Source organism: Streptococcus sp. SS4 (assembly GCF_030440125.1).
Lineage (GTDB): Bacteria > Bacillota > Bacilli > Lactobacillales > Streptococcaceae > Streptococcus.
Window position 1 is genome coordinate 139,534 of sequence record NZ_JAQFJM010000008.1, and the last position, 24,727, is coordinate 164,260.

Here is a 24,727-nt window from a genome sequence, read left to right on the forward strand (position 1 = left end):
GGGTTAACCGTATAACTTAAACTTTAGATTCTTTTTCGTAGTAAGACTTAATCCCTGCCACAATTGCGTTAGCTAAAGTCTCTTGATAAGCAGAGGTATTCAAACGGGCTGCTTCTTGAGGATTTGACAAGAAGCCAAGTTCAAGGAGAACTGCTGGCGCTGTCGTTTCACGCAAGACTGCAAAGGTTTGATGTTTCACGCCCTGATTCTGAGCGCCAGTCGCATTAATAAGGCTGGACTGGATGGCATTGGCCAAAGTGTCACTCATGCTCAATCGCGTCGGATTAGCATGGTAGGTCGCATTAATGCGTGATGGGTATTCTGCATAAGGTTGGTAATAATAAGTTTCGATTCCCTGTGCTGCTGAACTGCCTGAAGCATTGATATGGATACTTACGAAGATATCCGATTCAGAGGCATTGGCTGCACGAGAGCGGTCCGTCAAATCAACATAGGTATCGCTGGTACGTGTAGTCACGACTTGATAACCTTCTGATTCTAGTTTAGCTTTCACACGACTTTGGATGGCCAAAGTCAAGCTCTTTTCAGAAATACCAAAGTACGAAGCTCCTGGATCATAGCCACCATGGCCAGCATCGAGATAGACAACCTTATTTAAAACATAGTAATTTCCTCTTGATGCCGAACCGATTTTCTTAGGTGCTACCACATCGGCAGAGGTAGCGCCAAAGCCGATATTCTTACCAGAAGCATTAACAATATAGCCATGAACGATATACTTGCCTGAATTCCACTTGTGCTGACTAGCTGAAATAGTCACCTTGTATGAACCATCATCCTGTTTTGTGGCATTATGCCAAATAAGATCATCCTGACCATTTTGTTCAGACCAAACAGGTATTACCACACCTGAAATACCGCTTGGATTCGTCAGATTGGTGATAAGAACATCAAAAGTTCCACGATTTTTATCATTATTGGTAATAGTCAATGTTCCTTGAGTTTTAGTGATATCAAGTGTCACTTGTTTGCCACCTAAGCCAATGAATTTACCATCATTGTCAACCAAATAGACATGAGAATTATAAAGGTCGCTATCACCTTTATGGACGCTTGAACGAACAGTTACCTTATAGTCTCCATTAGCTTGCTTAGCTGCCTTGTACCAAATGATATCATCTTGACCATTCTTTTCTGACCAGGTTGGAACTAGGACTTCTTTGAAACCTCGTGGCACAATCAAGTTTGAGATAACAAGATCATAGCTACCCGTAGCATTGTTGAGACCAGTGATAGCAAGGTCGGCTTTGGGATATTGACTCTCTACTCCTTCATTTTCTACGGTAGAAATGGAATTATTACACATTGCATCCCATTCATAAAGTTTATAGGCTTCAATTAAACGGATAAGTTTTCCGGGATAATTTGGATCTGTCGCATATCCTGCATTCTTCAGTTCCTGAGCCGCAATGCGATAATCTGTTTCATTCACAACTTTTCGGTAATTGTCTTTTCGCCACTCGGTACTCGTGAAAAATTTTGCATGGTCTACTACGCTATCATTCCATGAGGCATATTTTCGAAAAGCAGCATTGACTGTGATATAGTCACCATTAAGATATTCCTGTGTAGGTACAGTTACTATTGCTCCATGCCAGTCCTCTGAATCTTTAATGCCAAAAAGATTATTGTTGGGAGCCTTAGCAAGTTGAGAGCTTCCCCAACCACTTTCTAGAATAGCTTGCGCTGCCGTGATAGATGGAAGGATTCCTTCTTTGGCTCCATCCATGGCTCCTTGCTTAATGGCACTAAGAAAATGACTTTGATTCTGATCAATTTCGCTAAGATTATCTGCCTCTTGATAAGAGCTTATGGTCACAGAACTATTGGTTAAGACAGCTATTTTTGAAGAATCTTCCAGACTTGTTTGCTTCTCCTCTAATACCCTTTCACTTTGTAGATTCATTTGACTCGTTGAATCATCGTGCGCTCCTACTTCAGAATAACTTACCTCATGATTATCAGTACTTTCTTTCAAAGAGGAAGAAGTATCAGTTGGTGACAACATTTCATCTGCTTTCGCCGAATGACCAGACATTCCTAAAAATAAGATTGTCAGCATGACACCGCACAGTCCATAAGCTTTACTTTTCTTAAATCCAAAATGAAATCCTAATTGCATCATAATTTCCTTTTCTACTTACAATTTCTACTAATTCATTTTAAAACGATGAAACTATCAGTATCATAACGTCATAATATGAACTATCACCAATTTATTCGCAAAAAAGCTAGAAACTTATCAAAAGTTCCTAGCTTTTTTAGTAGTATTGAAATATTAATCGACATCAACGAAACCAAAACGTGATAGAGGATACAATCTGAAAGAGATGACACCTTTAATTTGATCTTTGTCAATGAGACCAAACTTACGACTATCATCTGTATTACGACGATTATCGTTCAGTACAAGGTACTGCCCCTTTTCAATCTTAGTTTGTTTATTATCTGTCAATGTTGCAATGGAAAAATCATCAGTGAAGAAATTCCCAGGTGAAACTGTCGCCAAATAAGCTGATTTACCCTTACTAATATAGGCTTCGTCAACTGACTTATCATTAACATAAAGGAAATCATCCATAGCTGTCACGCTCTTACCCTCATCAGCAATAACACGCCCAATGTATTCTTTACCATTAACTGTATAAAGAATAAAATCTTTTTTCTGAGGCTTAACATTTTTATTGAAAGTAACATAGTCACCAGCATGAATATAGTCATTAGCCTGACCTTCAGTCACACGGTGTGTTGAGAAGACAAAAGCTCTCAACAACAAAATCATTACAATGGCAAGAACTGCTATGATAATATTTCGAATTAAATCTCTCTTAACCATATTCACTCCTTATGGGTTCTAATAAAATCATAACATAAATAGAGAAATAAAAAAAGAGGGAGTGAGCAAGCCCAATGTATCTCTCCCTCTCTTAAACCCAATGATTAAAACGTTTCACAGCTTAATAGTCCTCAAGAAATGTTTGCATATTGACATCATCTGGAACTAAGGCAAGGTATTTTTCAGCCGTTGCACGCGCCTGATCCCTGTAACCAAATTCACGCAAAATATATGCATAATCATGGAGGAATTCAGGATTTTCAGATAAATCTTTAGCCAAATCTTGATAGATTTGAAAAGCTTCTTCATCATCATCAAGAGCTTGGTAGGCCTTGGCAATGTTCCAACGAGCCAAAACAGAATCAACTTCATAATCGGCTAGAGCCACTAGATCCTCGTAACGTTCTTCTTCCAAATAGAGCGTACTTAATCGTAAGATAATCTCATCTTGGTCCTCAGCCAATGGCAAGGCTTGCTTCAAATAAGATTCAGCAGATTGAGTGTCATGCAACTCGTAGGATAACTGTGACGCTAGCAAAAGTAATTGAACATCAAAGGCATTTTTAGAAATCCCTTGTTGTGCCATTCGTAAAGCTTCTTCGGTTTTATGTTCTGCATGTAACGACAAGGCGTAAATATACTCATAACCTTCGAAGTCAGCAGACATGGTTTCTATCTGCTTAAAGTAAAAATTAGCTTTTTGATACTCTTCTTGATCATAGAGCAAAGTGGCTAACTCAAAAGCAACGGTATCATCATACTCAATTTCAATAGCTTTTTCCAAAAATTCACGAGCAGCTTCAAACTTTCCAAGACTGGCATAAGCCTTACCAATGCGTTCATAAGTAGAAACGCCAGTCATCGCAAGAAGATCACGATTATCTAATTTAGCATAGTAATGAATAGCTTGTTCAAAATTTCCAAGTTCAAACTCCATCTCAGCCAAACCAAAAATAATCAATGAGTCATCTGATAATTGACTTGCCTCCAACAACTTATCACGTGCCACATCAGTTAAGCCCTCCATTTGGTAGAGGTCAGCCTTTACAATTAAAGCAGACAAATAGTCGTCAGAGTCTTCAGGTATGGCATCCAAATAGAGAAAAGCCTCTTCAATATCACCATCTTCGGCAGCAATTTGTGCTAGATTGACATTAACCTCTGGAAAATCAAAGCGAACTTTTTCATAAATTTCCTGTGCCTGTGGTAAGAAACCAATAGATTCTAAGTATTGACCCAACTCAACAAGAACCTCTGCAGGATCCTCTCGTAAAGCTTTTTTAAAATATTTGTCTGCGTGGTCTAAATCTTGGTTTCCAATAGAGGCAACCATTTTTTCGCTATTTAACATCGTCTTTTTGTCCTTCATTTTCTAAATCATCTTGATAAAGATTACTTACAGAACGGTACCAATCAAAAATCTCTCTAACAACAACCTTGACAGAGGCATAAATTGGAATCCCCAATAAGACACCCCAAACACCGTAAAGAGAACCTGCTGTCAAGAGAATAAACATAATGGTAATCGGGTGAATACTTAGTTTATTCCCCAAAACGAGTGGAGAAACAAAACGTCCCTCAATAGTTTGCTCGATAACAAAAATGATGAGGACCTTGATTAACATAGCAGGACCTTGAACCAATCCCATAATAACAACTGGTACCATAGCAAGAAAACTTCCCAGATAAGGAACCATGTTTAGAAAACCTGCCATAATACCGAAAGTCATACCATATCGAAGACCTACAATCTTAAACATAATACAGAACATGATGGCAACAACAATAGCGACTGTAACCTGGCCTTGAACATAACCTTCGAGCTGACTATTAATATCTGAAAGCATACGAACAGTTGTTTCACGAAAGCGAGTTGGTAAGGCTGAGACAAAGCTATGTTTCATCTTTTGGCTATCTCTTAAAAGGTAGAAGAGAATGAAAGGTGCCAAAATGATAGCTACTGTCACCCTTGCTACTGTGCTCGCAAAAGTTCCAACCCATGTCAAAGCCGATGAAGAAAAGTTTTCAGCATAATTGACCATTCTCGCTGAGAAATCACTAAGCATGGACTCTAAATCACCATGGAAGTTGGAAAGAATAGGAAGATTAATCCAACGTTCCGTTTCACTATTGGCACGTGCAATATATGATGGTGCATTTCGTATCAAAATCAAAATTTGATTTTGTAAGCTTGGAATAGCTGTTGAAATCCCCCAAACCAAGAGCAAGCCAAGGATAGCGTATATGACCAAGATAGACATGGTTCGACTCAATCCCGTTCTTTCTACAAGTAGTACCAAAGGTTTTATTAAATAATAAAGGAGCATGGAAATAACCAATGGCAACATAATAATGGTCATAAACTGGATGACGGGTGAAAAAATGGGACTAATCTTGGTAAAAATCAAAACCGTCAAACCAATCAAAAGTAAGATGAAAAAGGCTACGACAGCCTGATTATTCAATATCCACTTAAAAAACCATGTTTCTGAAAAATCTTCTGTTTTTTTACGCTTCATAGTTCCTCCCTATTTATCATAAAATGTTACAGTTTTATCTACCAAGTTCTGGTTACGATCGTAGCTAAATTTTGCAGAGAAGAATGGTCTATCTTCAAGGATCCACTTAAAAATCTCATAGTCACCTTCCCAAGTTGGTTTAGATAAGACCTCATCATATGGTACCCATTCAAGCGTTCCTTCACGAGACTCCTCATCTGAGATGAGTTCTCCTTCAAAACCAGTTACCTTAAAGACATAGGTGTACCAATCATGACCAGGGGTAAATTCTGGGAAGGTAATCATACCTTTAAAATCCATATCAGTCACTGTAAAATGTGTTTCCTCGAGAATTTCACGGCGAGCACATTCATCTGGAGTCTCTCCAGCTTCTAGTTTTCCCCCGACAGAAATCCACTTTCCTTCATGAACATCATTAGGCTTTTTATTACGATGTAGGAGCAAAAGCTCCTTTCCATTGTCAATATAACAAATGGTAGCTAACTTTGTCATAATGCATCTCTTTTCCAATGTTTTTTAACATTATACCAAATATGGGATTGGATTTGGGCTTTGAGCAAACGATTTTGAGATATAGTTGAAAATCTGCTTTTCTGAATCTCCGGACAAACAAAAAGAGAACCAGATTGGTTCCCCTTTAATTTCTTTAGTATTTCAAATAACGGCGCATTGCCATACGTGACCCAATCGAACCAATAATGATACCGACTGCAAAGAGGGTTCCGATAACCGCATAGACAAACCACTCTGGATCATACATCGAAATACCACCTTTGACAAAATCAGGGTTCAAAGATGAGTATACCATGTGATACAAAAGATAAATGAGGCCTGAAGGAATGATAGCACCAAGCGCACCAATCCAAGCACCCTCCATCAAGTAGGGACGACGAATATATGAATTCTTGGCACCAACCAAACGCATGATTTGAATTTCAGTCGCACGTGACATAATGGTAATTCGGATGGTATTTGAAATCAATAGGACAGCCACAATGGTTAAAAGTGCTGTGGCAATGATTCCCCAAAACTGAACACGTTTCATAGTAGACATCAGAATCTCGGTATCTGACCCACCAAAGTTAGCATTATCAACGCCCTGAATGGCTTTAGCTTCCTTAGCAACTCGACTGACATCATCTGGTGATTTCGTTTGGACGATGTAAACATCAGATAGTGGGTTAGCATCCCCAGTCGCTGTCTCGAAACTTGACCCCATTGTTTCAATGAGTTGTTTCTTTTGTTCTTCTTTGCTAGAGAAAGTAACCTTATCTACACCTTTGATCTTGGTTAAAGCATCATAAATCTTATGGTAGTCTTTATTAGCTACAATCTGTCCAGAAAGTTCCTTGACTGTTTTCGAGGCATCTGATGAATCTGGATCCAAGTAGACATTGACCTGAATATTCTTTTCAATATCTGAAGCCAATTTCTGTGTATTTAAGATAACAGAGCCAAAGACACCTAAAAGTGAAAGAACAATCATTACCGAAAATACTGCCGTAAGTGTCGACAACAAATTACGTTTGAGATTCTTAATCGATTCTCCTAAATGGCGGAAAAAGCGTCTAATCATGGTAACCGTACTCTCCTTCCTCTTCATCACGAACAATACGTCCTTCTTCAATCGCTACGACACGATGACGAAGGTTATTAACGATAGTTGAGTTATGGGTCGCCATTATAATGGTAGTCCCTTGCAAGTTAATACGTTCAAGGACCTGCATAATTTCCCAAGAAATTTCTGGGTCCAGGTTCCCTGTTGGTTCATCCGCAATCAAAACTTTTGGATTATTTACAATAGCACGCGCAATAGCAACACGCTGTTGCTCACCACCAGACAATTGATTTGGGAACGAACGCATCTTGTGTTTAAGACCAACCAACTCGAGTACTTCTGCCACTCGTTTCTTGATATGACGAGGTTTCTCGCCAATAACTTCCATGGCATAAGCAACATTTTCAAAAGCTGTTTTCTTTGGAAGGAGTTTATAATCCTGGAAAACAACTCCAATGGAACGTCTCAAGAGTGGAACGTCTTTCTTACGAAGTCGAGTTAAATCAAACTCTCCAACCTTCATAGAACCACTCGTTAATTTTTCTTCTTGGTAGAACAAGCGAATTAAACTTGATTTACCAGCACCAGAAGGGCCGACTAAGTAAACAAACTCCCCAGAGTTAACAGACAAATCAATGTGTCTAAGGGCTGTTGTTGACTTATCATACTTCTTAGTAACATCTTTTAATTCAATAAGAGCCATAATGTCAGTATTCAACTACTAAAGTAGCTGAACGCCTTCCTTTCATTGAGATAGAGTATATTAATACTTGAAATAAGTATGTTATTACTATTCTTCCATACGCCACTTGAGGTAGGCATCGATGAAGCCTTCAATATCCCCATCCATTACCTTATCAACCTGGGCAACTTCATAGCCTGTACGGTGATCTTTAACCATGGTATATGGCGTGAAAACATATGAGCGAATTTGGCTTCCCCAAGTGATTTCTTTCTTATCACCTTTCAAAGCATTCACTTCTTCTGCTTTCTTTTCTTGCTCCATTTGATAGAGTTTAGCTTGAAGCATCTTCATCGCACGGTCACGGTTCCCATATTGTGTACGGTCAACCGTTGAAGCAACAACAATACCAGTTGGAATATGGGTCAAACGCACACCTGTAGAAACCTTGTTGACGTTCTGACCACCAGCACCACCTGAACGAAATGTATCCATCTTGATATCATCATCACGAATTTCAACTTCAATGGTATCATCCAATTCAGGCATAACTTCCACAGATGTAAATGAGGTATGACGACGTTTGGCAGAGTCAAATGGTGAAATACGAACCAAACGGTGGACACCCATTTCTGATTTGAGGAAACCATAAGCATTAGGTCCTTCAAAAGCAAGGGTTACAGATTTGATTCCAGCTTCATCACCAGCCTGATAATCCAAAGTTTCGACCTTGAAACCTTTGGCATTTCCATAACGTTGGTACATACGGAGCAACATATCAGCCCAGTCTTGAGCTTCTGTCCCACCAGAGCCTGGGTGAATTTCCAGGATGGCATTGTTATGGTCATATGGTTCAGACAAGAGCAATGTCATCTCGTAACTTGTCATAATCTTATCAAGTTTTTCGAGTGTTTCTTCAAGCTCTTCTTGAACACTATCATCTTCTTCCAACATTTCTAAATAAAGCTCTGTCTCGTCAGAGAGTTCTTGCATATTGTTGAAAGTTTCGTATTTCATTTTTAGCTCATTTAACTCTTGTGAGGTCTTTTGAGCTGCAATATTATCATCCCAAAAGTCTGGCTCAGTCATTCGGTTTTCGAGGAGCGCAATGTCCTCTTCCAAACGATCTAAGTCAAAGAGACCTCCCGAAGCTCACGAGCTTCTCTTGATTTTCAGAGATTTTTTGGCGAATTTCTGCCACTTCCATGGATAGGTTCCTCCATTTTATAGTATTATGCTTAATTCTAGCATAAATCACTTAAATTTGCCATTTTGCACACACAAGCTCCCACTCCGCTTGGGATTCTTCATCCTTAGGTGACAGTTCCCTCATGTAATCTAACATAGCCTCATCGGGTTTCTTAACAATCTCACCGAGAGCCCAAATGGCAGTCGCTGTATGGATGGGATTATTATTCTTATCAATTATCTCCATCAGTTTGACAATAGCATTGCGATCATGTAGGTTAGCCAAGGCAATAATAGCATTACGTTGAAGAATATTCTTCCCGCGCCATGAACCGGCAATCATCCCAAATTTCTCCTTGAAGGATTTGTTGGTCAGCTCAAGAAAAGGAAGTAATTCGGGCATGGCAAGCTCAGGATCAATGTCCGAAGCCAGTGGATTATCGATACCTCTGTTATATGGACAGGAAATCTGACAAATGTCACAACCATAGATAACAGTCTTTATCTTCTTTCGAAACTCCATATCCATCATGCCTTTATCCTGTGTTTGAAAGGATAGGCAACGACGAGCATTCATAGTCCCATCGCCAATGAGACAAGATGTCGGACAGGCATCCAAACAACGACGGCAATCCCCACAACCATAATCAACTTCTTGGTCTGGTTCAATCTCTAGATTAGTAATAAGCTCACCAAGATACATGTAGGACCCGTATTCTTTCGAAATAACTAGTCCATTCTTTCCGATAAAGCCAATACCAGCTCGCTTGGCCACTGCTGTATCGACCAAGGCTCCAGTATCCACCATACCTTTATATTCGAAGTTTTCCGTCAGTTTTTCAATGCCTTCTGCAAGGCGTTTTAGTTTGTCCTGCAAAACATAGTGATAATCTAGACCCCATGAATTTGGAGTGATTTTGCCACGCTTATATTCTGTTTTTTGAGGTTGTTGTGGCAGCTTATGCGGATAGGCAACTGCAATGGAAATGATGGTTTTAGCTGATTCCAAGGTCAACTTAGGATAAATACGCTCTTCAATATTTTTATGTTCAAAGCCTGTTGTTCGCCCTTCTTCGACACCAAGTCGAAGGGATTTTTCCAGATAGGCGAAATCATCGGCGGTAGTAAAACCAATTTTTGAAATGCCAATCTCCTTGGCCATCTTTTGTATTTCTAATTTGATATCCATATTCTTATCATAATGAAATTGTAGTCTAAGGGCAAGTATTTTCCACCATCTTCATTTACAGACAAGCCTTAACCTTTTTGTTACAATGTTTCTATGACGAGACTTGCAGTAATGAGTGATTTACATATTGATATAAATCACTTTGAAACATATGAAATTGATACTCTTATAAAGTGCCTAAAAAATCAAGAGGTTAGCCATCTCCATATCGCTGGTGATATTTCTAACCATTATTTTATCGACACAAAACCCTTTCTACGAAAACTGTCTAAGGAGGTCAAGGTCACCTATAATTTAGGCAATCATGATATGCTTGATTTAGAAGATGACCTTATTGATAATCTTGATTTTCAGGTGATAAATTTAGGTAGTAAGACTTTATTGGCTTTTCATGGCTGGTATGACTATTCCTATTCTGATGAAATGTTGGATAAGATTCTCAAACGTAAGAAACAACTTTGGTTCGACCGGCGACTTAAACGATTAGGGACTGATCCGGATATCTGTCAAATTAGTCTTAAAAGGCTAGATAATGCCTTAAGTGAGTTAGACACTAGTAACCTTATAGTTGCCATGCATTTTGTTCCTCACAGCCGCTTTACCATGACGCATCAACGTTTTGCACCTTTTAATGCCTACTTAGGCTCGGAAAAATTCCACCAGATTTTCGCCAAGCATGGCGTTAAAGATGTTGTTTTTGGTCATGCCCACCGCAGTTATGGGACGGTAACTATTGATGGCGTAACCTATCACTCGCGTCCTCTTGGATACCGACGAGAATGGGATTTAACCATCGACTTTGTTTCCAATCACCCTAAACTCAATCCTACTGGAACATGGAACCTCTCCAAACGTTACAACCTGGTCAAGAAACGGTCGGAGTTTTTAGAATATGAAAAAAAAGGAACTGCAAATGAGTTCCTTTCATCCATGACACTATTTGATTTGTAGAACGACTCTTTAGGAGTCGTTTTTTAGTCGGTGAAAAATCCCTGCTTTTGAAGGTCCTTCAAGGTATTCGCACGATTGGCAACGGATTGATCCATTGTCTTTGCAATCTGTGTTGTAAATTCATCAACTCTGTTATTGAGATCACGAAGGTCATAATACTCATGAACTTCAGCGTCGTAATCTTTTAGCTCCTCTAAGGGATGTTCTAAGTCCCGATAATAATTTTCCATATGGATGACGTGACTGGGTAAACGAGGTTTAAGCTGCGGTTCTTGATCTGGCCAACCAACTGCTAATCCTACTGCTGGATAGACATACTTTGGAAGTTTGAGAAGCTCTGAAAGTTTAGCGTTATCATTCAAGATACTGCCAAGGTAAACTGTTCCCATACCTAAACTCTCAGCAGCTACTACCATATTTTGAGCAGCAATCATAGCATCCGAGAAGGCCGAGATAAAGCGTTCAGGACTACCTTGGACCAAGGCTTCAGCGCCTTTTGCCTCTGCAATCAGTGTGTTACGTCTTTGGTCCACAACAAATACAAAAAGATGCCCAGCATTTGGAATATAAGGCTGGTTGGCAATCTCTGCAATTTCTTCCTTCAATGTTTCATCAGTAATACTGATAATCGAATAGGACTGTCTAAAATTACTCGTTGCTGTATGTCTTGCAACATCAACCAAAAGGTTAACTTCTTCTCGTGTCAAAGCTTGAGGTTTAAATTGACGGATGCTACGGTGATTGAGTTGTGTCTTAATAGTCTCGTTCATGGCCTTCTCCTTAACTTGTGATCATTTCTCTTCAATTATAAACAAGACTCCTCCTGAATTCAAGATGTGATAAGAAAAAGCCAGAGACCATTATCTCTGACTTTATATCTTAAATAGCGTCCTTATCCTTACCAAGGGCACGTTGAATAGCTTTGACTAATTCAACTAATACCACAATCAAAAAGGAACCTACAATAACTGAAAGCCATTGTGTCAGACTAAGGTGTGACACATGGAAGAGGTTATTAAATCCAGGCACTACAATAGTTGCCATCAAAAGAACGAAGGCTACTGGAATTGCCCAGTTGAAAGTCTTGTTTCTAAAGAGACCAACTTTAAAGACTGATTGATACACAGATTTAACGTTAAAGGCATGGAGCAACTGAATTAATCCAAGTGTTGCAAAAGCCATTGTAAGGGCATCCGCATGAATTTCTGCTTGTGTATGGTGCTCTGGGAAGACAAGGCCCCAACCATATACTGCAAGAACGAGGATGGTTTGGAAAACACCTTGATACATGATAGCACCGAAGACACCACCATCAAAGAAGTTTGATTGACGTCCACGAGGTTTGTGAGTCATAATACCTGGTTCAGCTGGCTCAACACCAAGAGCGATAGCTGGAAGGGTATCTGTTACCAAGTTAATCCAGAGAAGGTGTACTGGTTGAAGCACATCCCAACCAAACAGTGTGGCAAAGAAGATAATAAAGACTTCGGCCATGTTGGCTGACAAGAGGTACTGGATTGATTTTTGAATATTTGAGAAGACCTTACGCCCTTCTTCTACGGCAACGATAATTGTCGCAAAGTTATCATCGGCAAGGACCATATCAGAAGCTCCCTTAGAAACCTCTGTACCTGTGATTCCCATACCGATACCAATATCAGCTGTTTTAAGTGATGGTGCATCATTAACCCCGTCACCTGTCATAGCAACAACCTTGCCATCATTTTGCCAAGCCTTGACGATACGAACCTTGTGTTCAGGAGACACACGCGCATAGACAGAGTACTGTTTGAAGACTTTCTGGAATTCTTCATCAGAAAGCTCATTAAGCTCAGCGCCAGTAAAGACATGGTCTTCCGTATCATTTGGATCGATGATACCGAGACGCTTGGCAATGGCTTCTGCCGTATCTTGGTGGTCACCTGTAATCATAATTGGACGGATACCCGCTTCTTTAGCGACACGAACAGCTTCTGCAGCCTCAGGACGTTCTGGGTCAATCATACCTACCAAGCCTGAGAAAATCAAATCAGACTCAACAACCTCAGATTCCAAGGTAGGAATATCATTCGTTGTCTTATAAGCCATCATCAAGACACGAAGAGCTTGTTTTGCCAAGTCCTTATTAGTCGCAAGGATAGCTTGTTTATCTTCATCCGTGATAGGACGAACCTCACCATTGATTTCAATACGAGTCACACGTTTGAGCAATTGGTCAGGCGCACCCTTGACGGCTACAAAGTATGTACCATCCGCTTCCTTATGGATAGTAGACATGAGTTTACGGTCAGAGTCAAATGGCAACTCTGCCACACGTGGCTCTGATTTCAAGACTTCACGAACGTCAAAATTGTGGTCCAAACCAAACTGTACCAAAGCAGTCTCTGTTGGGTCCCCAATTAGCTTACCATCTGGGTCCACCTTGGTATCATTGGCAAAGTTCATAATACGAAGGGTTGTATTGTCAGCACCAAGTTCTGTAGCAGCGCTTTGCAATTGACCGTTTGTATAGACTTTTTCAACAGTCATTTGGTTCATGGTTAAGGTACCAGTCTTATCTGATGCGATAATCTCAGTTGAACCAAGAGTCTCAACAGCTGGCAATTTACGCACAATTGAATTGCGTTTGGCAAGAGTCGTTGTTCCAAGTGACAAGAGAATCGTTACAATGGCAGGTAAACCTTCAGGAATCGCTGCGACGGCAAGAGCAACAGCAACCATCAAACCTTCAAGGGGCTGTTCACCACGAATGAAGACACTAACCAAGAATGTCACTAAGGCAATAGCAATAATAAGATAAGTCAAAGTCTTAGACAATTGCTCCAAGCTTTGCTTCAACGGCGTTTGTGATTCATCCGCATTAGCTAGCATATCAGCAATCTTACCAACTTCAGTATACATACCAGTATTGGTAACCACTCCAGTACCACGACCGTAAGTAACGTTTGAGTTTTGGTACCCCATATTCACACGGTCACCAATTCCGGCTTCTGCTTCAACCGTCTCAATAATATCCTTTTCAACTGGAACAGATTCACCTGTAAGGGCAGCTTCTTCAATCTTAAGTGAAGCAGCTTCAAGCAAACGCATATCAGCTGGAACAACATCACCAGCTTCAAGCAAGACGATATCTCCAGGAACCAACTCGCGTGAATCAATTTCAACCACATTGCCATCACGACGCACACGAGCCAGAGGGCTTGACATGTTTTTAAGAGCTTCAATAGCCGCTTCTGCTTGCCCCTCTTGATAAACACCAAAGGCTGCATTCAAAACAACAACGGCTAAAATAATGCAGGCATCCGTCAAACCATGCATACCTTCTGTAATGACAGAAAGGGCAGCAGCGACAAGCAAGATGATAATCATCAAATCTTTAAACTGATCGATGAATTTTGACAAGAGGCTGCGTTTTTCACCTTCATCCAACTCGTTATAGCCATAGGCATCCAATCGTTCCTTGGCTTGTGCAGTAGACAAACCATCAATGGAAGTGTCCAAGCTTTTTAGGACTTCTTCCTCTCCTTGTGTGTAAAACAAGGCTTTACTTTGTTCTTTCGACAAAATAATCTCCTCCTTCTCTATAGGGAAAAATGGCTAACAAGACTCTTTTTATATAAAAAATTATACAAAAAGAGACTTGTTTAATTAAAAACAAGTCTCGCTGTTTAAGAATATGCCGGAAATGTAAAATTTCGTAATGACGACATAATCGCAACTGTTAATCAAATCTCATGATTAAAGTCGCCTGCTACTCCCTTATTTGTACTTTACATTTTATCATAAATTATTCTTTATTCAAGCAAAATGATTCTATTTTTTCAAAAATTAAAACCAAGAAACCTCTAATTCATAATCAGCAAAAACGTCTTCTGTTTCTGGATGTTTCAATTGATAATGAATATCAACTGTCTGTCCATTTGGGTCATGGGCGAATAGACTAGTATCTGTCAGAAAATGCTGGGTACCAAGTGGTGTCGGTATGTGGACCAAGGCAGGGACCTTAGCCGAAAAACGCATAATGGATTTAGGATTAGAAAAGCGTGTCATCACTAGCTCATCCTGATTCAACTTAATAACCACTTTTTCTTTCTCGGAATTATGGTGAACAAGATAAGTAAAATCTCCTTTTTCCATAACCTCACAAGTGTGGATTTCTTCGATAATCTCCGTTTGATCGCCTACTTTTATTTTGTTTTTAATTTTAATTTCCATTAAGTATTCCTTCTTTTCTAAAACTATTTTTCTACTTAAGATAATAGCAACTCTATACTAAAAGAGAGTATCAGTATTGCGTCTACCATTTCTATTTCAAGTAAACCACCTGGGTTTGTTTGACAAAGCCAATATTTTCATACAAACGTTTTGCTCCAATATTGCTATCTTCTACTGCAATTTGAAAGGGCTTATCGTTATGCTCAATGAGTTGATTGACGACTGATTTTGCCAGATAGCTGCCATAGCCCTGTCCACGATAAGCTTCAGCAATCGCAAGTCCATAGAGGTAGTTGCTATTTCCAGATAAATCGACCGTACAAACTCCAATGACCTGAGCTTCTTTGAGGAGGATGTAAAGTAGGCCATTGGGATCCTTCAAGGCCTCTGTAATGTATCTGCGACTCACATCGAGCGTTTCCTCTGGATCAGAAAAGGCTTGGTGGTGGAGTTGGGCTATTTCTTCTACATAAGCGGGGGCTGCTAAGAGCACCTTGACATCTGAACGAGAATCCAGAGCATATGGTGTTTTATCTCGTCCTAGCCAGGTTTCGGTCTCTTCAGCCTCAACCACCCCCCAATGACTTGCCAGATCAAGATGACGATCTAGAAAAACACGTTCTGTCTGAAAGGTCACTGAGCGAATAGGGTAAGGTGCCGTTTCCTTCTGAAATTTGTCAAACAAACTCCTCGCAATGCCTTTGCGGCGATAATCTGGGGCAACTAAAATCGCCACTTCCACATCATGGTCATCCGCATAAACCGTTAATAAACCAAGCAACTCTCCCTCTTGATAATAGAGGAAAAAGCCCGGCATATTGGGATCAAAATTAAGCATATTGGAGAGATAGGGTTCTCGAAAGGTTTGGTCATAGGCTTGACAGCTAGCAATCAATGCTTTTGCTGCCTTTCGTTCTTTTTCCGTCAATTGGTTGGTTGCTCGAATCACTCTTGTCTCTCCTTTATTTGTCTGACCTTATTTTACCAATTAAAAAGCATTTGGGCAATTTTTACCTAAACTACTTCTTTAAAGAAGCAATAATACTTTTCTCAGGAAGAACTATGACAAAGCGCCTAAATTTTAGTAAAATAGAAGGGAAACTAACTAAACGAAACAGGTAATTATTATGTCTATTAAACTTATTGCAGTTGATATTGATGGAACGCTTTTAAATAGCCAACGTCAAGTTACACCGGAAGTCTTTCAAGCCATTCAAGATGCCAAGGCTGCTGGTGTAAAGGTTGTTATCGCGACTGGTCGTCCTATTCCTGGGGTGCTTCCTCTTCTTGAAGAACTTAACCTCAACCAAGACGGAGATTATGTTATCACCTTCAATGGTGGGCTTGTCCAAGAAACTTCTACTGGTAATGAATTAATTCGTGAGACACTCTCATACGAAGACTACCTTGACATTGAGGTTTTGGCTAACAAGCTTGGTGTTCATTCTCACGCTATTACTAAAGATGGTATCTACACAAGTAATCGCAACATTGGCCGCTACACGGTTCATGAGTCTACACTTGTTCATATGCCGATTTACTATCGTACACCTGAAGAGGTGGCTGACAAGGAATTCGTTAAGGCCATGTATATCGATGAACCTGAAATTCTTGATGCAGCTATTGCCAAACTTCCACAGGAATTTTATGACCGCTTTACTATTGTAAAATCAACACCATTTTACCTAGAAATTCTCAAGAAAACAGCCAACAAAGGAATTGCTGTAACCCATCTTGCTGAGAAACTCGGTCTTTCTAAAGAAGAAACAATGGCTATCGGTGATGAAGAAAATGACCGTGCTATGCTTGAAGTCGTTGGCTCTCCTGTTGTTATGGAAAATGGTAATCCAGAAATGAAGAAAATTGCGAAACACATCACAAAATCAAATGATGAATCTGGTGTCGCTTATGCTATTAGAAAGTGGGTTCTAGAATAATATGTATACCTATAAAACCGGACTCAGTACTTCTGAGCATGACCGTTTTGTTATAGATAGTCCTCAAACAAACTTATTACAAAGTAGTTCATGGGCTAAAATCAAGGATAGCTGGGGAAATGACCGCCTAGGTTTCTATCAAGATGGTAATCTCGTTGCTGTCGCTAGTGTCCTTATTCAGCCACTCCCTCTTGGATTTTCTATGATTTATATTCCTCGTGGACCTATTATGGATTATCAAGATAAAGATTTGCTCGCCTTTGTTATGGCTTCACTTAAAAAATATGCCAAAACAAAGCGTGCTCTCTTTGTGAAATTTGACCCAAGCCTTTTTGTGACAAAGAACCTGATTTCACAAGAAGCTGAAATCCGTAAAGAGACTATGGCGATTGCCAAAGACATCCAGGCTCTTGGCGTTGAATGGACAGGCCTCACTGAAGATATGTCTGAAAATATCCAGCCTCGCTTCCAGGCTAACATCCATAAGGAAGATTTCACTGAAGAACAACTCTCTAAGAGCACTAAGCAGGCTGTTCGTACTGCTCGAAACAAGGGGATTTCAGTGCAATTTGGTGGCACTGAGCTTCTTGAACAATTCGCTTCTCTGATGAAGAAGACAGAGGCTCGTAAAAACATCCACCTTCGTGGAATCGATTATTATGAAAAGTTGTTGACTACTTACCCAGAGTCTTCTTACATTACACTCTCAACACTAGATTTACCAGCCCGTCTCAAAGACCTCAATAAGCAACTCGAAAAGAACATTGCTGATGCAGCCAAGTTTACTGAAAAAACTAAACCAGGAAGAATCGAGAACAATAAACAAGAATACAAAAGACTAAAAGAAGAAATTGACTTCCTTCAAGAAAAGGTTAATGCTGGAAATAAGACGGTCCCACTCTCAGGTACACTCGTTCTTGAATTTGGCAAGACATCTGAGAATATCTATGCAGGAATGGATGAAGACTACCGCCGTTATCAACCGGCTATCCTGACATGGTATGAGACAGCTAATCACGCTTTCGAGCGTGGTGCCGAGTGGCAAAACATGGGAGGAATTGAAAATTCGCTTGATGGTGGCTTGTACAATTTCAAGTCAAAATTTAACCCACGCATTGAACAATTTATTGGGGAATTTAACCTTCCAGTTAGCCCTCTTTACGGACTAGCCAATTTTGCCTATAAACTCCGTAAGAAATTACGTAGCAAACATTAATAATATATAAAATGAGACTCCATCTTGGAAGTCTCATTTTTTGATGATAGCTTAGTCTTTATCAGGAATAACCTTAAATAAATAATAGGTGATGAAGACTGTCAAGCAAAAAAGTCCGATTTTCACCCAAAGGATAGGTGCAAAAAAGATTGAAATTCCCATCAAAACATAGATTTGGATGATAATCATTTTCTTTCGTTCTTTGGCAATTGATTTGGTTTCTCTAAAATCGGCTACATAACTTTGATATAGCTTAGTATGATATAACCATTTCTCAAAACGTTTAGAACTTCTAGCAAAGCAAGCAATGGCTAAAAGTAGAAAAGGTGTTGTGGGTAAGATTGGAAGCGGAATTCCAAGAATTCCCAAACCTAACGACAACATTCCTAGAGAGAGATAAATTACTTTCATGAATACTTTCCTTTTAAAAAGCTGCACTAAACGCATTAGTGTAGCTCTTTTGCTATGTTTTAAATATCTGTCAGTGGTGTCGCTGTGTCTGGTGAGGTATCATAAACTTTAAAGTCTGTTCCAACACCAAAGTCAGCACGTGCCAGCTGATTTTCCATCGTCATGTGGGCCAACTCCTTGATATTATTTTCTTTAGAAAGGTGACCCAAGTAGATCTTTTTAGTTTTGTTACCTATGGTACGAATCATAGCATCCGCTCCATCTTCATTACATAAGTGACCTTGATCAGAGAGGATACGTTGCTTAGTTGACCAAGGATATGAACCTGCTCTGAGGATTTCAATATCATGATTGGACTCAATCAAATAGCCATCAGCATTCTCAATAATACCTGCCATGCGATCAGAAACATAACCCGTATCCGTCAGCATTACAAAACTTTTTCCATCCTTCATAAAGCGATAGAACTGTGGATCAATAGCATCGTGACTAACTCCAAAAGACTCAATATCAATGTCTCCAAAGGTCAGAAGCTTGTCACGAGAAAAAACATGTTTCTGGCTATTATCAATCTTGCCAAGCATATTTTTACTATCCATAATTTGCCAGGTTTTCTCATTGGCGTAGATATCCATGCCATATTTACGAGCTAAAACGCCTACACCATGGATGTGATCCTTGTGTTCATGAGTAACTAAGATAGCATCCAGATCACTCGGATCACGATCGATTTCAGCTAGCAAACTTGTGATTTTCTTACCAGACAAACCAGCGTCCACAAGAATCTTCTTTTCTGGAGTCTCCAAATAAAAGGAATTACCAGTTGACCCTGAAGCCAAAATACTATATTTAAACCCTAAATCTGAGGTCATTTCTACTACATCTCCCATTCATCAACCATCATGGCATCCTTGTCATATGGAAGCACAATTGTAAAAGTTGAACCCTTACCATACTCACTCTTAGCCCAAATAAAGCCCTTATGTTGCTTAATAATTTCTTTTGCAATGGACAAGCCAAGACCAGTTCCACCCTGAGCACGACTTCTGGCCTTATCAACACGGTAAAAACGGTCAAAAATTAACGGCAAATCCTTCTTAGGAATACCCAAACCTTGGTCAGAAATAGAAACAATCAACTGTGAATCAGTTGTCTTCATAGACACTGTAATCTTACCACCATCAGGCGAATACTTGATAGCATTATTAAGGATATTATCCACGACCTGGGTCATCTTATCTGTATCAATCTCCACCCAAATCGAGTTTACCGGATAATCTCGAATAATTTCGTAAGTTTTATCTGTATTGGTTTCTTGACTCTTAATCTGATCGAAACGATTCAATATATAGGTCATGAAGGCCGTGAAATTAGTCATTTCAACGTCAAGCTGGGTACTCTTATTGTCAATACGAGACAGTGCCAAGAGGTCAGAAATCATTCGCATCATACGATTGGTCTCATCCAAAGAAACTTTGATAAAGTTAGGGGCAATCTCTTCGTCAAGAGCACCATCATCAAGTGCCTCCAGATAAGATTTTACAGAAGTCAAAGGTGTACGCAACTCATGACTAACGTTTGATACAAAGAGTCGGCGTTCCCGCTCTTCTTTTTCCTGCTCAGTGGCATCGTGAAGGACGGCAACCAGACCTGAGACAAAACCAGATTCTTTACGAATAAGGGCAAAGTTAACGCGTAGGGTCACAAACTCATCGTTGGCATCTCGACGAGACAAATGAATCTCAGGAGTCTTAGATAACAATTCATTATAAGTATAGGGATTTTCGCCATCTAATAAATCTAAAATGGACATCTGTGTCGCTGTTTCAAAATCTAGATTCAACAAACGCTGAGCTGTGCTATTAATCATGGTAATTTGACCACGTCGATTAGTCGCAATGACTCCATCACTCATATAAGAGAGGACTGATGATAAGCGGTTTTTTTCCTGGGCTAGATTTTCATGCGTCAAACGAAAAACGTCCGATAAATCATTCAAGCTGTCAGCTAGCTCTAAAAGCTCTGGATCACCCTTTAAGCGTAACTCCTCATTATAGTTACCTGCCATTAGGGACTTGACTCTCTTGGTCAACTTTCGAATATTTTTGACTCGTCGGTAATCACGATAAGCAAGAAAAATAAAGTAGAAAGCCACAAAAAGGAGCGTAAAGAGTAAGGCTAGTTCAAAGCTTGTGATGTTTAAGCCAATACTAGTCATAATTCTTCATATAATAACCAACACCACGACGCGTCAAAATATATTCAGGACGACTAGGTGTGTCTTCAATTTTTTCACGGAGACGACGAATGGTTACGTCAACCGTACGAACATCACCAAAATAGTCATAACCCCAAACAGTTTCAAGCAAATGTTCACGCGTCATCACTTGTCCCATATGAGTTGCCAAATGGAAAAGCAACTCAAATTCACGGTGTGTGAGTTCGACTTCATTTCCACGTTTTTTAGCAACAAATGCATCTGGAACAATAATCAACTCACCAATTGAAATCTCCTGCTTGCCTGAGTTAGAGCTTTCTTCTGCTGCTGTTTCAATAGTCTCTGTACGACGCAAGTGAGCTTTGATACGTGCCAACAATTCACGATTAGAAAATGGTTTCGTCACATAGTCATCTGCCCCAATTTCTAGCCCGATAACCTTATCAAACTCGCTATCCTTAGCTGAAAGCATGATAATTGGTGTATGATTTGTCTTTCGAATTTCCTTAGCAACTTCTAAACCATCTAGTTCAGGCAGCATCAAGTCCAGGATGACCAAGTCTGGTTTTTCAGCTTCAAACTGCTCCAATGCTTCACGACCATCAAAGGCCGTAACCACTTCATAACCTTCTTTAGTCAGATTAAACTTGATGATATCCGAAATTGGTCTTTCATCATCAACAACAAGAATTTTTTTCATATAAACACCTCATCGGTTTTCTTAAGTCATTCAATTTTGTAAAGTAGAAAACTTTACGTATCAAACATATTATACCAAAAAATAGGTTAAGGACCAAGTTTCTACTATAGATATTGAGCTAATATACAAGCTTTCCTTGTTTTTTGAGATACCTTTGCTATATGTAATCGGTTAAAAAACGAACCTTATGATTGAATTTTCAAACATTTTTGACATTTTCCTACATATATAGTAAAATACACTCTTGTTATTACATATATTAATGTAAAATTTTAGGAGGCTCTTATGGCACTTATCGAATTTAAAAATGTTAATAAATTCTACGGAGATTATCATGCACTTCGTGACATCAATCTAGAAATTGAAAAAGGACAAGTTGTGGTTCTCTTGGGACCTTCTGGGTCTGGGAAATCTACCCTTATCCGTACAATCAACGCCTTGGAATCAATTGATAACGGTACGCTTATCGTTAACGGACATAATGTTACGGAAGCTTCTGCCAAGGATTTGGTTGAGCTTCGTAAGGAAGCAGGGATGGTATTCCAGCACTTTAACCTCTACCCTCACAAAACTGTTCTTGAAAATGTCACTTTGGCACCTATCAAGGTTCTCGGAATCAGTAAGGCGGAAGCTGAAAAGACTGCTGAAAAATTCCTTCGTTACGTTAACATGTGGGACAAGAAAGATTCATACCCTGGTATGCTTTCTGGTGGACAAAAACAACGTATCGCTATTGCCCGTGGTCTTGCCATGAATCCTGAGCTCTTGCTCTTTGATGAGCCAACGTCAGCCCTTGACCCAGAGACTATCGGTGACGTACTGGCGGTTATGCAGAACCTTGCCAAAGGTGGCATGAACATGGTAGTTGTTACCCACGAAATGGGCTTTGCCCGCAGTGTGGCGGACCGTATCATTTTCATGGCTGAAGGTCAGGTTCTTGTGGATACTACGGATGTGGATGGTTTCTTTGACAATCCAACTGAACCTCGTGCTGTTCAATTCCTTTCTAAGATTATCGACCACAACTCTGATCGTGTCCAAGTGGATGCCTAAGGAGGGCTTATGTTAATCAAAAAACTTAGTCGCATTTTAGCTATCTCTGCTTTAGCATTTGTAGCAGTTCTCCTCTGGAACACTAAAAGTAGTCAAGCTGATGAAAGCAGTAAACTACTCAATAATGCTACAATTCAAAAAATTGTCAAAAAAGGGACTCTAAATGTTGGTGTCAAACAGGATGTCCCAAACTTTGGTTACTACTCAGCCAAAACCAATACCTATCAAGGTATGGAAATTGACCTCGCTAAGAAGATTGCCAAAGAACTTAAGGTTAAGGTGAATTTTACAGCGGTTACCCCTCAAACTCGGGAGGCCCTTATGGATAATGGGACTATTGACATGCTTATCGCTACTTATACCATTACAGATGAGCGTAAAGCTTCATATGCCATGTCAAACCCTTACTACTATGACCAAATCGGTTTCCTCGTTCAAACCAAATCTGGCTATAAGAAACTTTCTGACCTTAACGGTAAAACTATTGGAGTGTCTCAAGGGTCATCTGCCAAAGCCGCTGTTGAAGAGTACGCTTCAGCTAATAACCTTAAGTTCAATTATGTCCAACTCGGATCTTATCCTGAGTTAGCTGTATCACTCTATGCATACCGTATTGACGCCTTTGCTGGTGATAAATCAATCCTATCAGGTTACGAAAGTGATAAAACCAAAATTCTTGATGAAGGTTTCAAAACACAAGAATACGGTATTGCTTCAAGCAAGTCTAACCAAGAGTTGATTGATTATACCAATGATTTGTTGGCTAAATGGCAAAAAGATGGTAGCCTTCAAAAGCTCTACGATAAGTATCACTTGAAACCAGCTAAAGCTGAAGATAAATAGAAAGGAGTCCTGAATTTATGTATCTTTTAACTGAAACGGCTAGTCCTTTCGCTCTTGAACGTTGGGCTGCTTTCTTCGCTAACTTTGGACAATTTGCCAAAGGTTTCTTCTATACCCTTGGCATTTCGATTGGTGCCTTGATTGTTGCCCTTCTTCTTGGGCTCATCTTTGGGGCTATGAGCTCTACTCACAACAAGGTTCTTCGCGGTATTTCACGTGTTTATGTCGAAATCTTCCAGAACACACCCTTGCTTGTCCAATTCGTGGTCGTCTTCTATGGGATTTCAATCTTGACTGATGGCCATGTCATGATTCCAATTTCATTGACGGCTATCCTTTGTGTGGGGGTCTACACAGGAGCCTATATCTCTGAAATTATTCGTACAGGTATCGAGGCGGTTCCTAAAGGTCAAACCGAAGCGGCTTTGTCTCAAGGATTCACCTACGCTGATACTATGCGTATCATCATCTTGCCTCAAGCAGTCCGTACTATCTTGCCGCCATTGACCAACCAAGTGGTTAACTTGATTAAGAACACTTCTACAGTTGCCATTATTTCTGGGGCTGATATCATGTTCACTGCTAAGTCTTGGGCTTATGATACCACTAACTATGTGCCGGCCTTCGCTGGGGCTGCCTTCCTCTACTTTATCATGTGTTTCCCTCTAGCTACTTGGGCACGTCGTAAAGAAGAAGAGAATAAGAAAGCTTACTAAGGAGGTTCACTATGTCAGAAGTTTTATCAGCTACTAACCTTAAATTCTTGGCACAAGGGATGTGGACGACCCTTTACTTGTCTTTCTTCATCATTGTGCTGTCTACCTTGTTCGGAACTATTCTGGCAGTTATGCGTAACGGAAAGAATCCTATTCTTCGTTGGATGGCTTCTATCTACGTTGAGTTCGTTCGTAACGTTCCTAACTTGCTTTGGATTTTCATTATCTTCTTGGTCTTCCAACTCAAGTCTACGGCGGCAGGAATTACCTCTTTCACGGTCTTCACCTCAGCTGCCTTGGCGGAAATCATTCGTGGGGGGCTGAACTCTATCGACCATGGCCAAACGGAAGCCGGCTTGTCTCAAGGGTTTAACAACAGACAAATCTTTATTTACATCATCTTCCCACAAGCTATTCGTAAGATGTTACCATCTATCATTTCTCAATTCGTAACGGTTATCAAGGATACTTCTT

At 39.9% G+C, this 24,727-nt stretch carries 24 protein-coding genes; 7 read left to right on the forward strand and 17 right to left on the reverse strand.

The window, feature by feature from the left end; all coding sequences use genetic code 11:
- Window positions 1-16: 16 nt before the first annotated feature.
- From PCY16_RS08425 to queG, 9 genes are all read right to left on the reverse strand, one after another.
- Window positions 17-2,143, reverse strand: coding sequence for an N-acetylmuramoyl-L-alanine amidase (locus PCY16_RS08425; protein ID WP_301354527.1), 2,127 nt, complete (start codon window positions 2,141-2,143; stop codon window positions 17-19).
- A 156-nt stretch (window positions 2,144-2,299) separates the two neighbouring features.
- Window positions 2,300-2,857, reverse strand: coding sequence for a signal peptidase I (gene lepB / locus PCY16_RS08430; RefSeq protein WP_037601379.1), 558 nt, complete (start codon window positions 2,855-2,857; stop codon window positions 2,300-2,302).
- Between the two features lie 121 nt (window positions 2,858-2,978).
- Window positions 2,979-4,208 carry a tetratricopeptide repeat protein gene (locus tag PCY16_RS08435; RefSeq protein ID WP_037601376.1) on the reverse strand — a complete coding sequence of 410 codons (1,230 nt, stop codon included), beginning with the start codon at window positions 4,206-4,208 and terminating at the stop codon, window positions 2,979-2,981.
- Window positions 4,198-5,376, reverse strand: coding sequence for an AI-2E family transporter (locus PCY16_RS08440; protein WP_037601373.1), 1,179 nt, complete (start codon window positions 5,374-5,376; stop codon window positions 4,198-4,200). The genes PCY16_RS08435 and PCY16_RS08440 overlap by 11 nt, the downstream gene beginning before the upstream one ends.
- A 9-nt stretch (window positions 5,377-5,385) precedes the next feature.
- Entirely contained in the window at window positions 5,386-5,868 is a 483-nt protein-coding gene (locus PCY16_RS08445) for an 8-oxo-dGTP diphosphatase (protein WP_037601370.1), read from the reverse strand.
- Window positions 5,869-6,022: 154 nt separating this feature from the next.
- On the reverse strand, window positions 6,023-6,952 hold the full coding sequence (gene ftsX, locus PCY16_RS08450) for a permease-like cell division protein FtsX (protein ID WP_003092823.1): 930 nt from the start codon (window positions 6,950-6,952) through the stop codon (window positions 6,023-6,025).
- On the reverse strand, window positions 6,945-7,637 hold the full coding sequence (ftsE, locus tag PCY16_RS08455; RefSeq protein WP_002885005.1) for a cell division ATP-binding protein FtsE: 693 nt from the start codon (window positions 7,635-7,637) through the stop codon (window positions 6,945-6,947). Before ftsE ends, ftsX begins: the two co-directional genes overlap by 8 nt.
- A gap of 87 nt (window positions 7,638-7,724) precedes the next feature.
- A protein-coding gene (prfB, locus tag PCY16_RS08460; RefSeq protein ID WP_155198606.1) for a peptide chain release factor 2 occupies window positions 7,725-8,823 on the reverse strand; the annotation gives its coding sequence in 2 pieces (ribosomal slippage) (window positions 7,725-8,750 and window positions 8,752-8,823; 1,098 coding nt in all).
- A gap of 51 nt (window positions 8,824-8,874) precedes the next feature.
- Complete coding sequence (gene queG / locus PCY16_RS08465; RefSeq protein WP_049554308.1) at window positions 8,875-9,993, reverse strand: tRNA epoxyqueuosine(34) reductase QueG; 1,119 nt, start codon at window positions 9,991-9,993, stop codon at window positions 8,875-8,877.
- A 93-nt stretch (window positions 9,994-10,086) separates the two neighbouring features.
- Between queG and PCY16_RS08470 the strand changes: the two genes are divergently transcribed.
- Entirely contained in the window at window positions 10,087-10,944 is an 858-nt protein-coding gene (locus PCY16_RS08470; RefSeq protein WP_195414123.1) for a metallophosphoesterase, read from the forward strand.
- A 23-nt stretch (window positions 10,945-10,967) separates the two neighbouring features.
- On the opposite strand, the gene PCY16_RS08475 is transcribed toward PCY16_RS08470, so the two are convergent.
- The 4 genes from PCY16_RS08475 to PCY16_RS08490 all read right to left on the reverse strand — a co-directional run bounded on the left by PCY16_RS08475 (window position 10,968) and on the right by PCY16_RS08490 (window position 16,108).
- On the reverse strand, window positions 10,968-11,714 hold the full coding sequence (locus tag PCY16_RS08475) for an NADPH-dependent oxidoreductase (RefSeq protein WP_195414124.1): 747 nt from the start codon (window positions 11,712-11,714) through the stop codon (window positions 10,968-10,970).
- A 109-nt stretch (window positions 11,715-11,823) separates the two neighbouring features.
- Complete coding sequence (locus tag PCY16_RS08480; RefSeq protein ID WP_195414125.1) at window positions 11,824-14,508, reverse strand: cation-translocating P-type ATPase; 2,685 nt, start codon at window positions 14,506-14,508, stop codon at window positions 11,824-11,826.
- 264 nt (window positions 14,509-14,772) lie between these two features.
- Window positions 14,773-15,159, reverse strand: a complete 387-nt coding sequence (locus PCY16_RS08485; RefSeq protein WP_002890847.1) for a DUF1934 domain-containing protein — start codon at window positions 15,157-15,159, stop codon at window positions 14,773-14,775.
- A 91-nt stretch (window positions 15,160-15,250) separates the two neighbouring features.
- Entirely contained in the window at window positions 15,251-16,108 is an 858-nt protein-coding gene (locus tag PCY16_RS08490; protein ID WP_195414126.1) for a GNAT family N-acetyltransferase, read from the reverse strand.
- A 178-nt stretch (window positions 16,109-16,286) separates the two neighbouring features.
- On the opposite strand from PCY16_RS08490, the gene yidA reads away from it, so the two are divergent.
- Window positions 16,287-17,096, forward strand: a complete 810-nt coding sequence (yidA, locus tag PCY16_RS08495) for a sugar-phosphatase (protein WP_002890845.1) — start codon at window positions 16,287-16,289, stop codon at window positions 17,094-17,096.
- A 1-nt stretch (window position 17,097) separates the two neighbouring features.
- Window positions 17,098-18,312, forward strand: coding sequence for an aminoacyltransferase (locus PCY16_RS08500; RefSeq protein WP_195414127.1), 1,215 nt, complete (start codon window positions 17,098-17,100; stop codon window positions 18,310-18,312).
- Window positions 18,313-18,363: 51 nt separating this feature from the next.
- Here the strand turns inward: PCY16_RS08500 and PCY16_RS08505 are convergent, their stop codons facing one another.
- Genes PCY16_RS08505 through yycF form a run of 4 tightly spaced genes read right to left on the reverse strand, consistent with a single transcriptional unit; the run spans window position 18,364 to window position 21,641 of the window.
- The gene (locus PCY16_RS08505; protein ID WP_195414128.1) at window positions 18,364-18,723 is read right to left on the reverse strand and encodes a YbaN family protein; all 360 of its coding nucleotides are present in this window, start codon (window positions 18,721-18,723) and stop codon (window positions 18,364-18,366) included.
- Between the two features lie 59 nt (window positions 18,724-18,782).
- A complete protein-coding gene (locus tag PCY16_RS08510; protein WP_037600654.1) occupies window positions 18,783-19,595 on the reverse strand; it encodes an MBL fold metallo-hydrolase in 813 nt (270 codons plus the stop codon).
- Between the two features lie 5 nt (window positions 19,596-19,600).
- Entirely contained in the window at window positions 19,601-20,941 is a 1,341-nt protein-coding gene (gene vicK / locus PCY16_RS08515) for a cell wall metabolism sensor histidine kinase VicK (protein WP_195414129.1), read from the reverse strand.
- Window positions 20,934-21,641 (reverse strand): response regulator YycF, encoded by a 708-nt coding sequence (gene yycF / locus PCY16_RS08520; RefSeq protein WP_037600497.1) that lies wholly within the window; start codon window positions 21,639-21,641, stop codon window positions 20,934-20,936. Before yycF ends, vicK begins: the two co-directional genes overlap by 8 nt.
- Before the next feature lie 285 nt (window positions 21,642-21,926).
- On the opposite strand from yycF, the gene PCY16_RS08525 reads away from it, so the two are divergent.
- From PCY16_RS08525 to PCY16_RS08540, 4 genes are all read left to right on the forward strand, one after another.
- Window positions 21,927-22,694 (forward strand): amino acid ABC transporter ATP-binding protein, encoded by a 768-nt coding sequence (locus tag PCY16_RS08525; RefSeq protein WP_301354528.1) that lies wholly within the window; start codon window positions 21,927-21,929, stop codon window positions 22,692-22,694.
- A 9-nt stretch (window positions 22,695-22,703) separates the two neighbouring features.
- Entirely contained in the window at window positions 22,704-23,537 is an 834-nt protein-coding gene (locus PCY16_RS08530) for a transporter substrate-binding domain-containing protein (RefSeq protein ID WP_198463941.1), read from the forward strand.
- A gap of 17 nt (window positions 23,538-23,554) precedes the next feature.
- The gene (locus tag PCY16_RS08535) at window positions 23,555-24,253 is read left to right on the forward strand and encodes an amino acid ABC transporter permease (RefSeq protein ID WP_084871397.1); all 699 of its coding nucleotides are present in this window, start codon (window positions 23,555-23,557) and stop codon (window positions 24,251-24,253) included.
- An 11-nt stretch (window positions 24,254-24,264) separates the two neighbouring features.
- Window positions 24,265-24,727: amino acid ABC transporter permease (locus PCY16_RS08540; protein WP_301354529.1), on the forward strand; the 463-nt coding region annotated here is incomplete at its 3' end.

Bases quoted from the DNA above. Each gene is read 5' to 3' on its own strand.
- PCY16_RS08425 (WP_301354527.1), bottom strand. From the start codon at position 2,143: ATGCAATTAGGATTTCATTTTGGATTTAAGAAAAGTAAAGCTTATGGA.
- lepB (WP_037601379.1), bottom strand. From the start codon at position 2,857: ATGGTTAAGAGAGATTTAATTCGAAATATTATCATAGCAGTTCTTGCC.
- PCY16_RS08435 (WP_037601376.1), bottom strand. From the start codon at position 4,208: ATGTTAAATAGCGAAAAAATGGTTGCCTCTATTGGAAACCAAGATTTA.
- PCY16_RS08440 (WP_037601373.1), bottom strand. From the start codon at position 5,376: ATGAAGCGTAAAAAAACAGAAGATTTTTCAGAAACATGGTTTTTTAAG.
- PCY16_RS08445 (WP_037601370.1), bottom strand. From the start codon at position 5,868: ATGACAAAGTTAGCTACCATTTGTTATATTGACAATGGAAAGGAGCTT.
- ftsX (WP_003092823.1), bottom strand. From the start codon at position 6,952: ATGATTAGACGCTTTTTCCGCCATTTAGGAGAATCGATTAAGAATCTC.
- ftsE (WP_002885005.1), bottom strand. From the start codon at position 7,637: ATGGCTCTTATTGAATTAAAAGATGTTACTAAGAAGTATGATAAGTCA.
- queG (WP_049554308.1), bottom strand. From the start codon at position 9,993: ATGGATATCAAATTAGAAATACAAAAGATGGCCAAGGAGATTGGCATT.
- PCY16_RS08470 (WP_195414123.1), top strand. From the start codon at position 10,087: ATGACGAGACTTGCAGTAATGAGTGATTTACATATTGATATAAATCAC.
- PCY16_RS08475 (WP_195414124.1), bottom strand. From the start codon at position 11,714: ATGAACGAGACTATTAAGACACAACTCAATCACCGTAGCATCCGTCAA.
- PCY16_RS08485 (WP_002890847.1), bottom strand. From the start codon at position 15,159: ATGGAAATTAAAATTAAAAACAAAATAAAAGTAGGCGATCAAACGGAG.
- yidA (WP_002890845.1), top strand. From the start codon at position 16,287: ATGTCTATTAAACTTATTGCAGTTGATATTGATGGAACGCTTTTAAAT.
- PCY16_RS08500 (WP_195414127.1), top strand. From the start codon at position 17,098: ATGTATACCTATAAAACCGGACTCAGTACTTCTGAGCATGACCGTTTT.
- PCY16_RS08505 (WP_195414128.1), bottom strand. From the start codon at position 18,723: ATGAAAGTAATTTATCTCTCTCTAGGAATGTTGTCGTTAGGTTTGGGA.
- PCY16_RS08510 (WP_037600654.1), bottom strand. From the start codon at position 19,595: ATGACCTCAGATTTAGGGTTTAAATATAGTATTTTGGCTTCAGGGTCA.
- vicK (WP_195414129.1), bottom strand. From the start codon at position 20,941: ATGACTAGTATTGGCTTAAACATCACAAGCTTTGAACTAGCCTTACTC.
- yycF (WP_037600497.1), bottom strand. From the start codon at position 21,641: ATGAAAAAAATTCTTGTTGTTGATGATGAAAGACCAATTTCGGATATC.
- PCY16_RS08525 (WP_301354528.1), top strand. From the start codon at position 21,927: ATGGCACTTATCGAATTTAAAAATGTTAATAAATTCTACGGAGATTAT.
- PCY16_RS08530 (WP_198463941.1), top strand. From the start codon at position 22,704: ATGTTAATCAAAAAACTTAGTCGCATTTTAGCTATCTCTGCTTTAGCA.
- PCY16_RS08535 (WP_084871397.1), top strand. From the start codon at position 23,555: ATGTATCTTTTAACTGAAACGGCTAGTCCTTTCGCTCTTGAACGTTGG.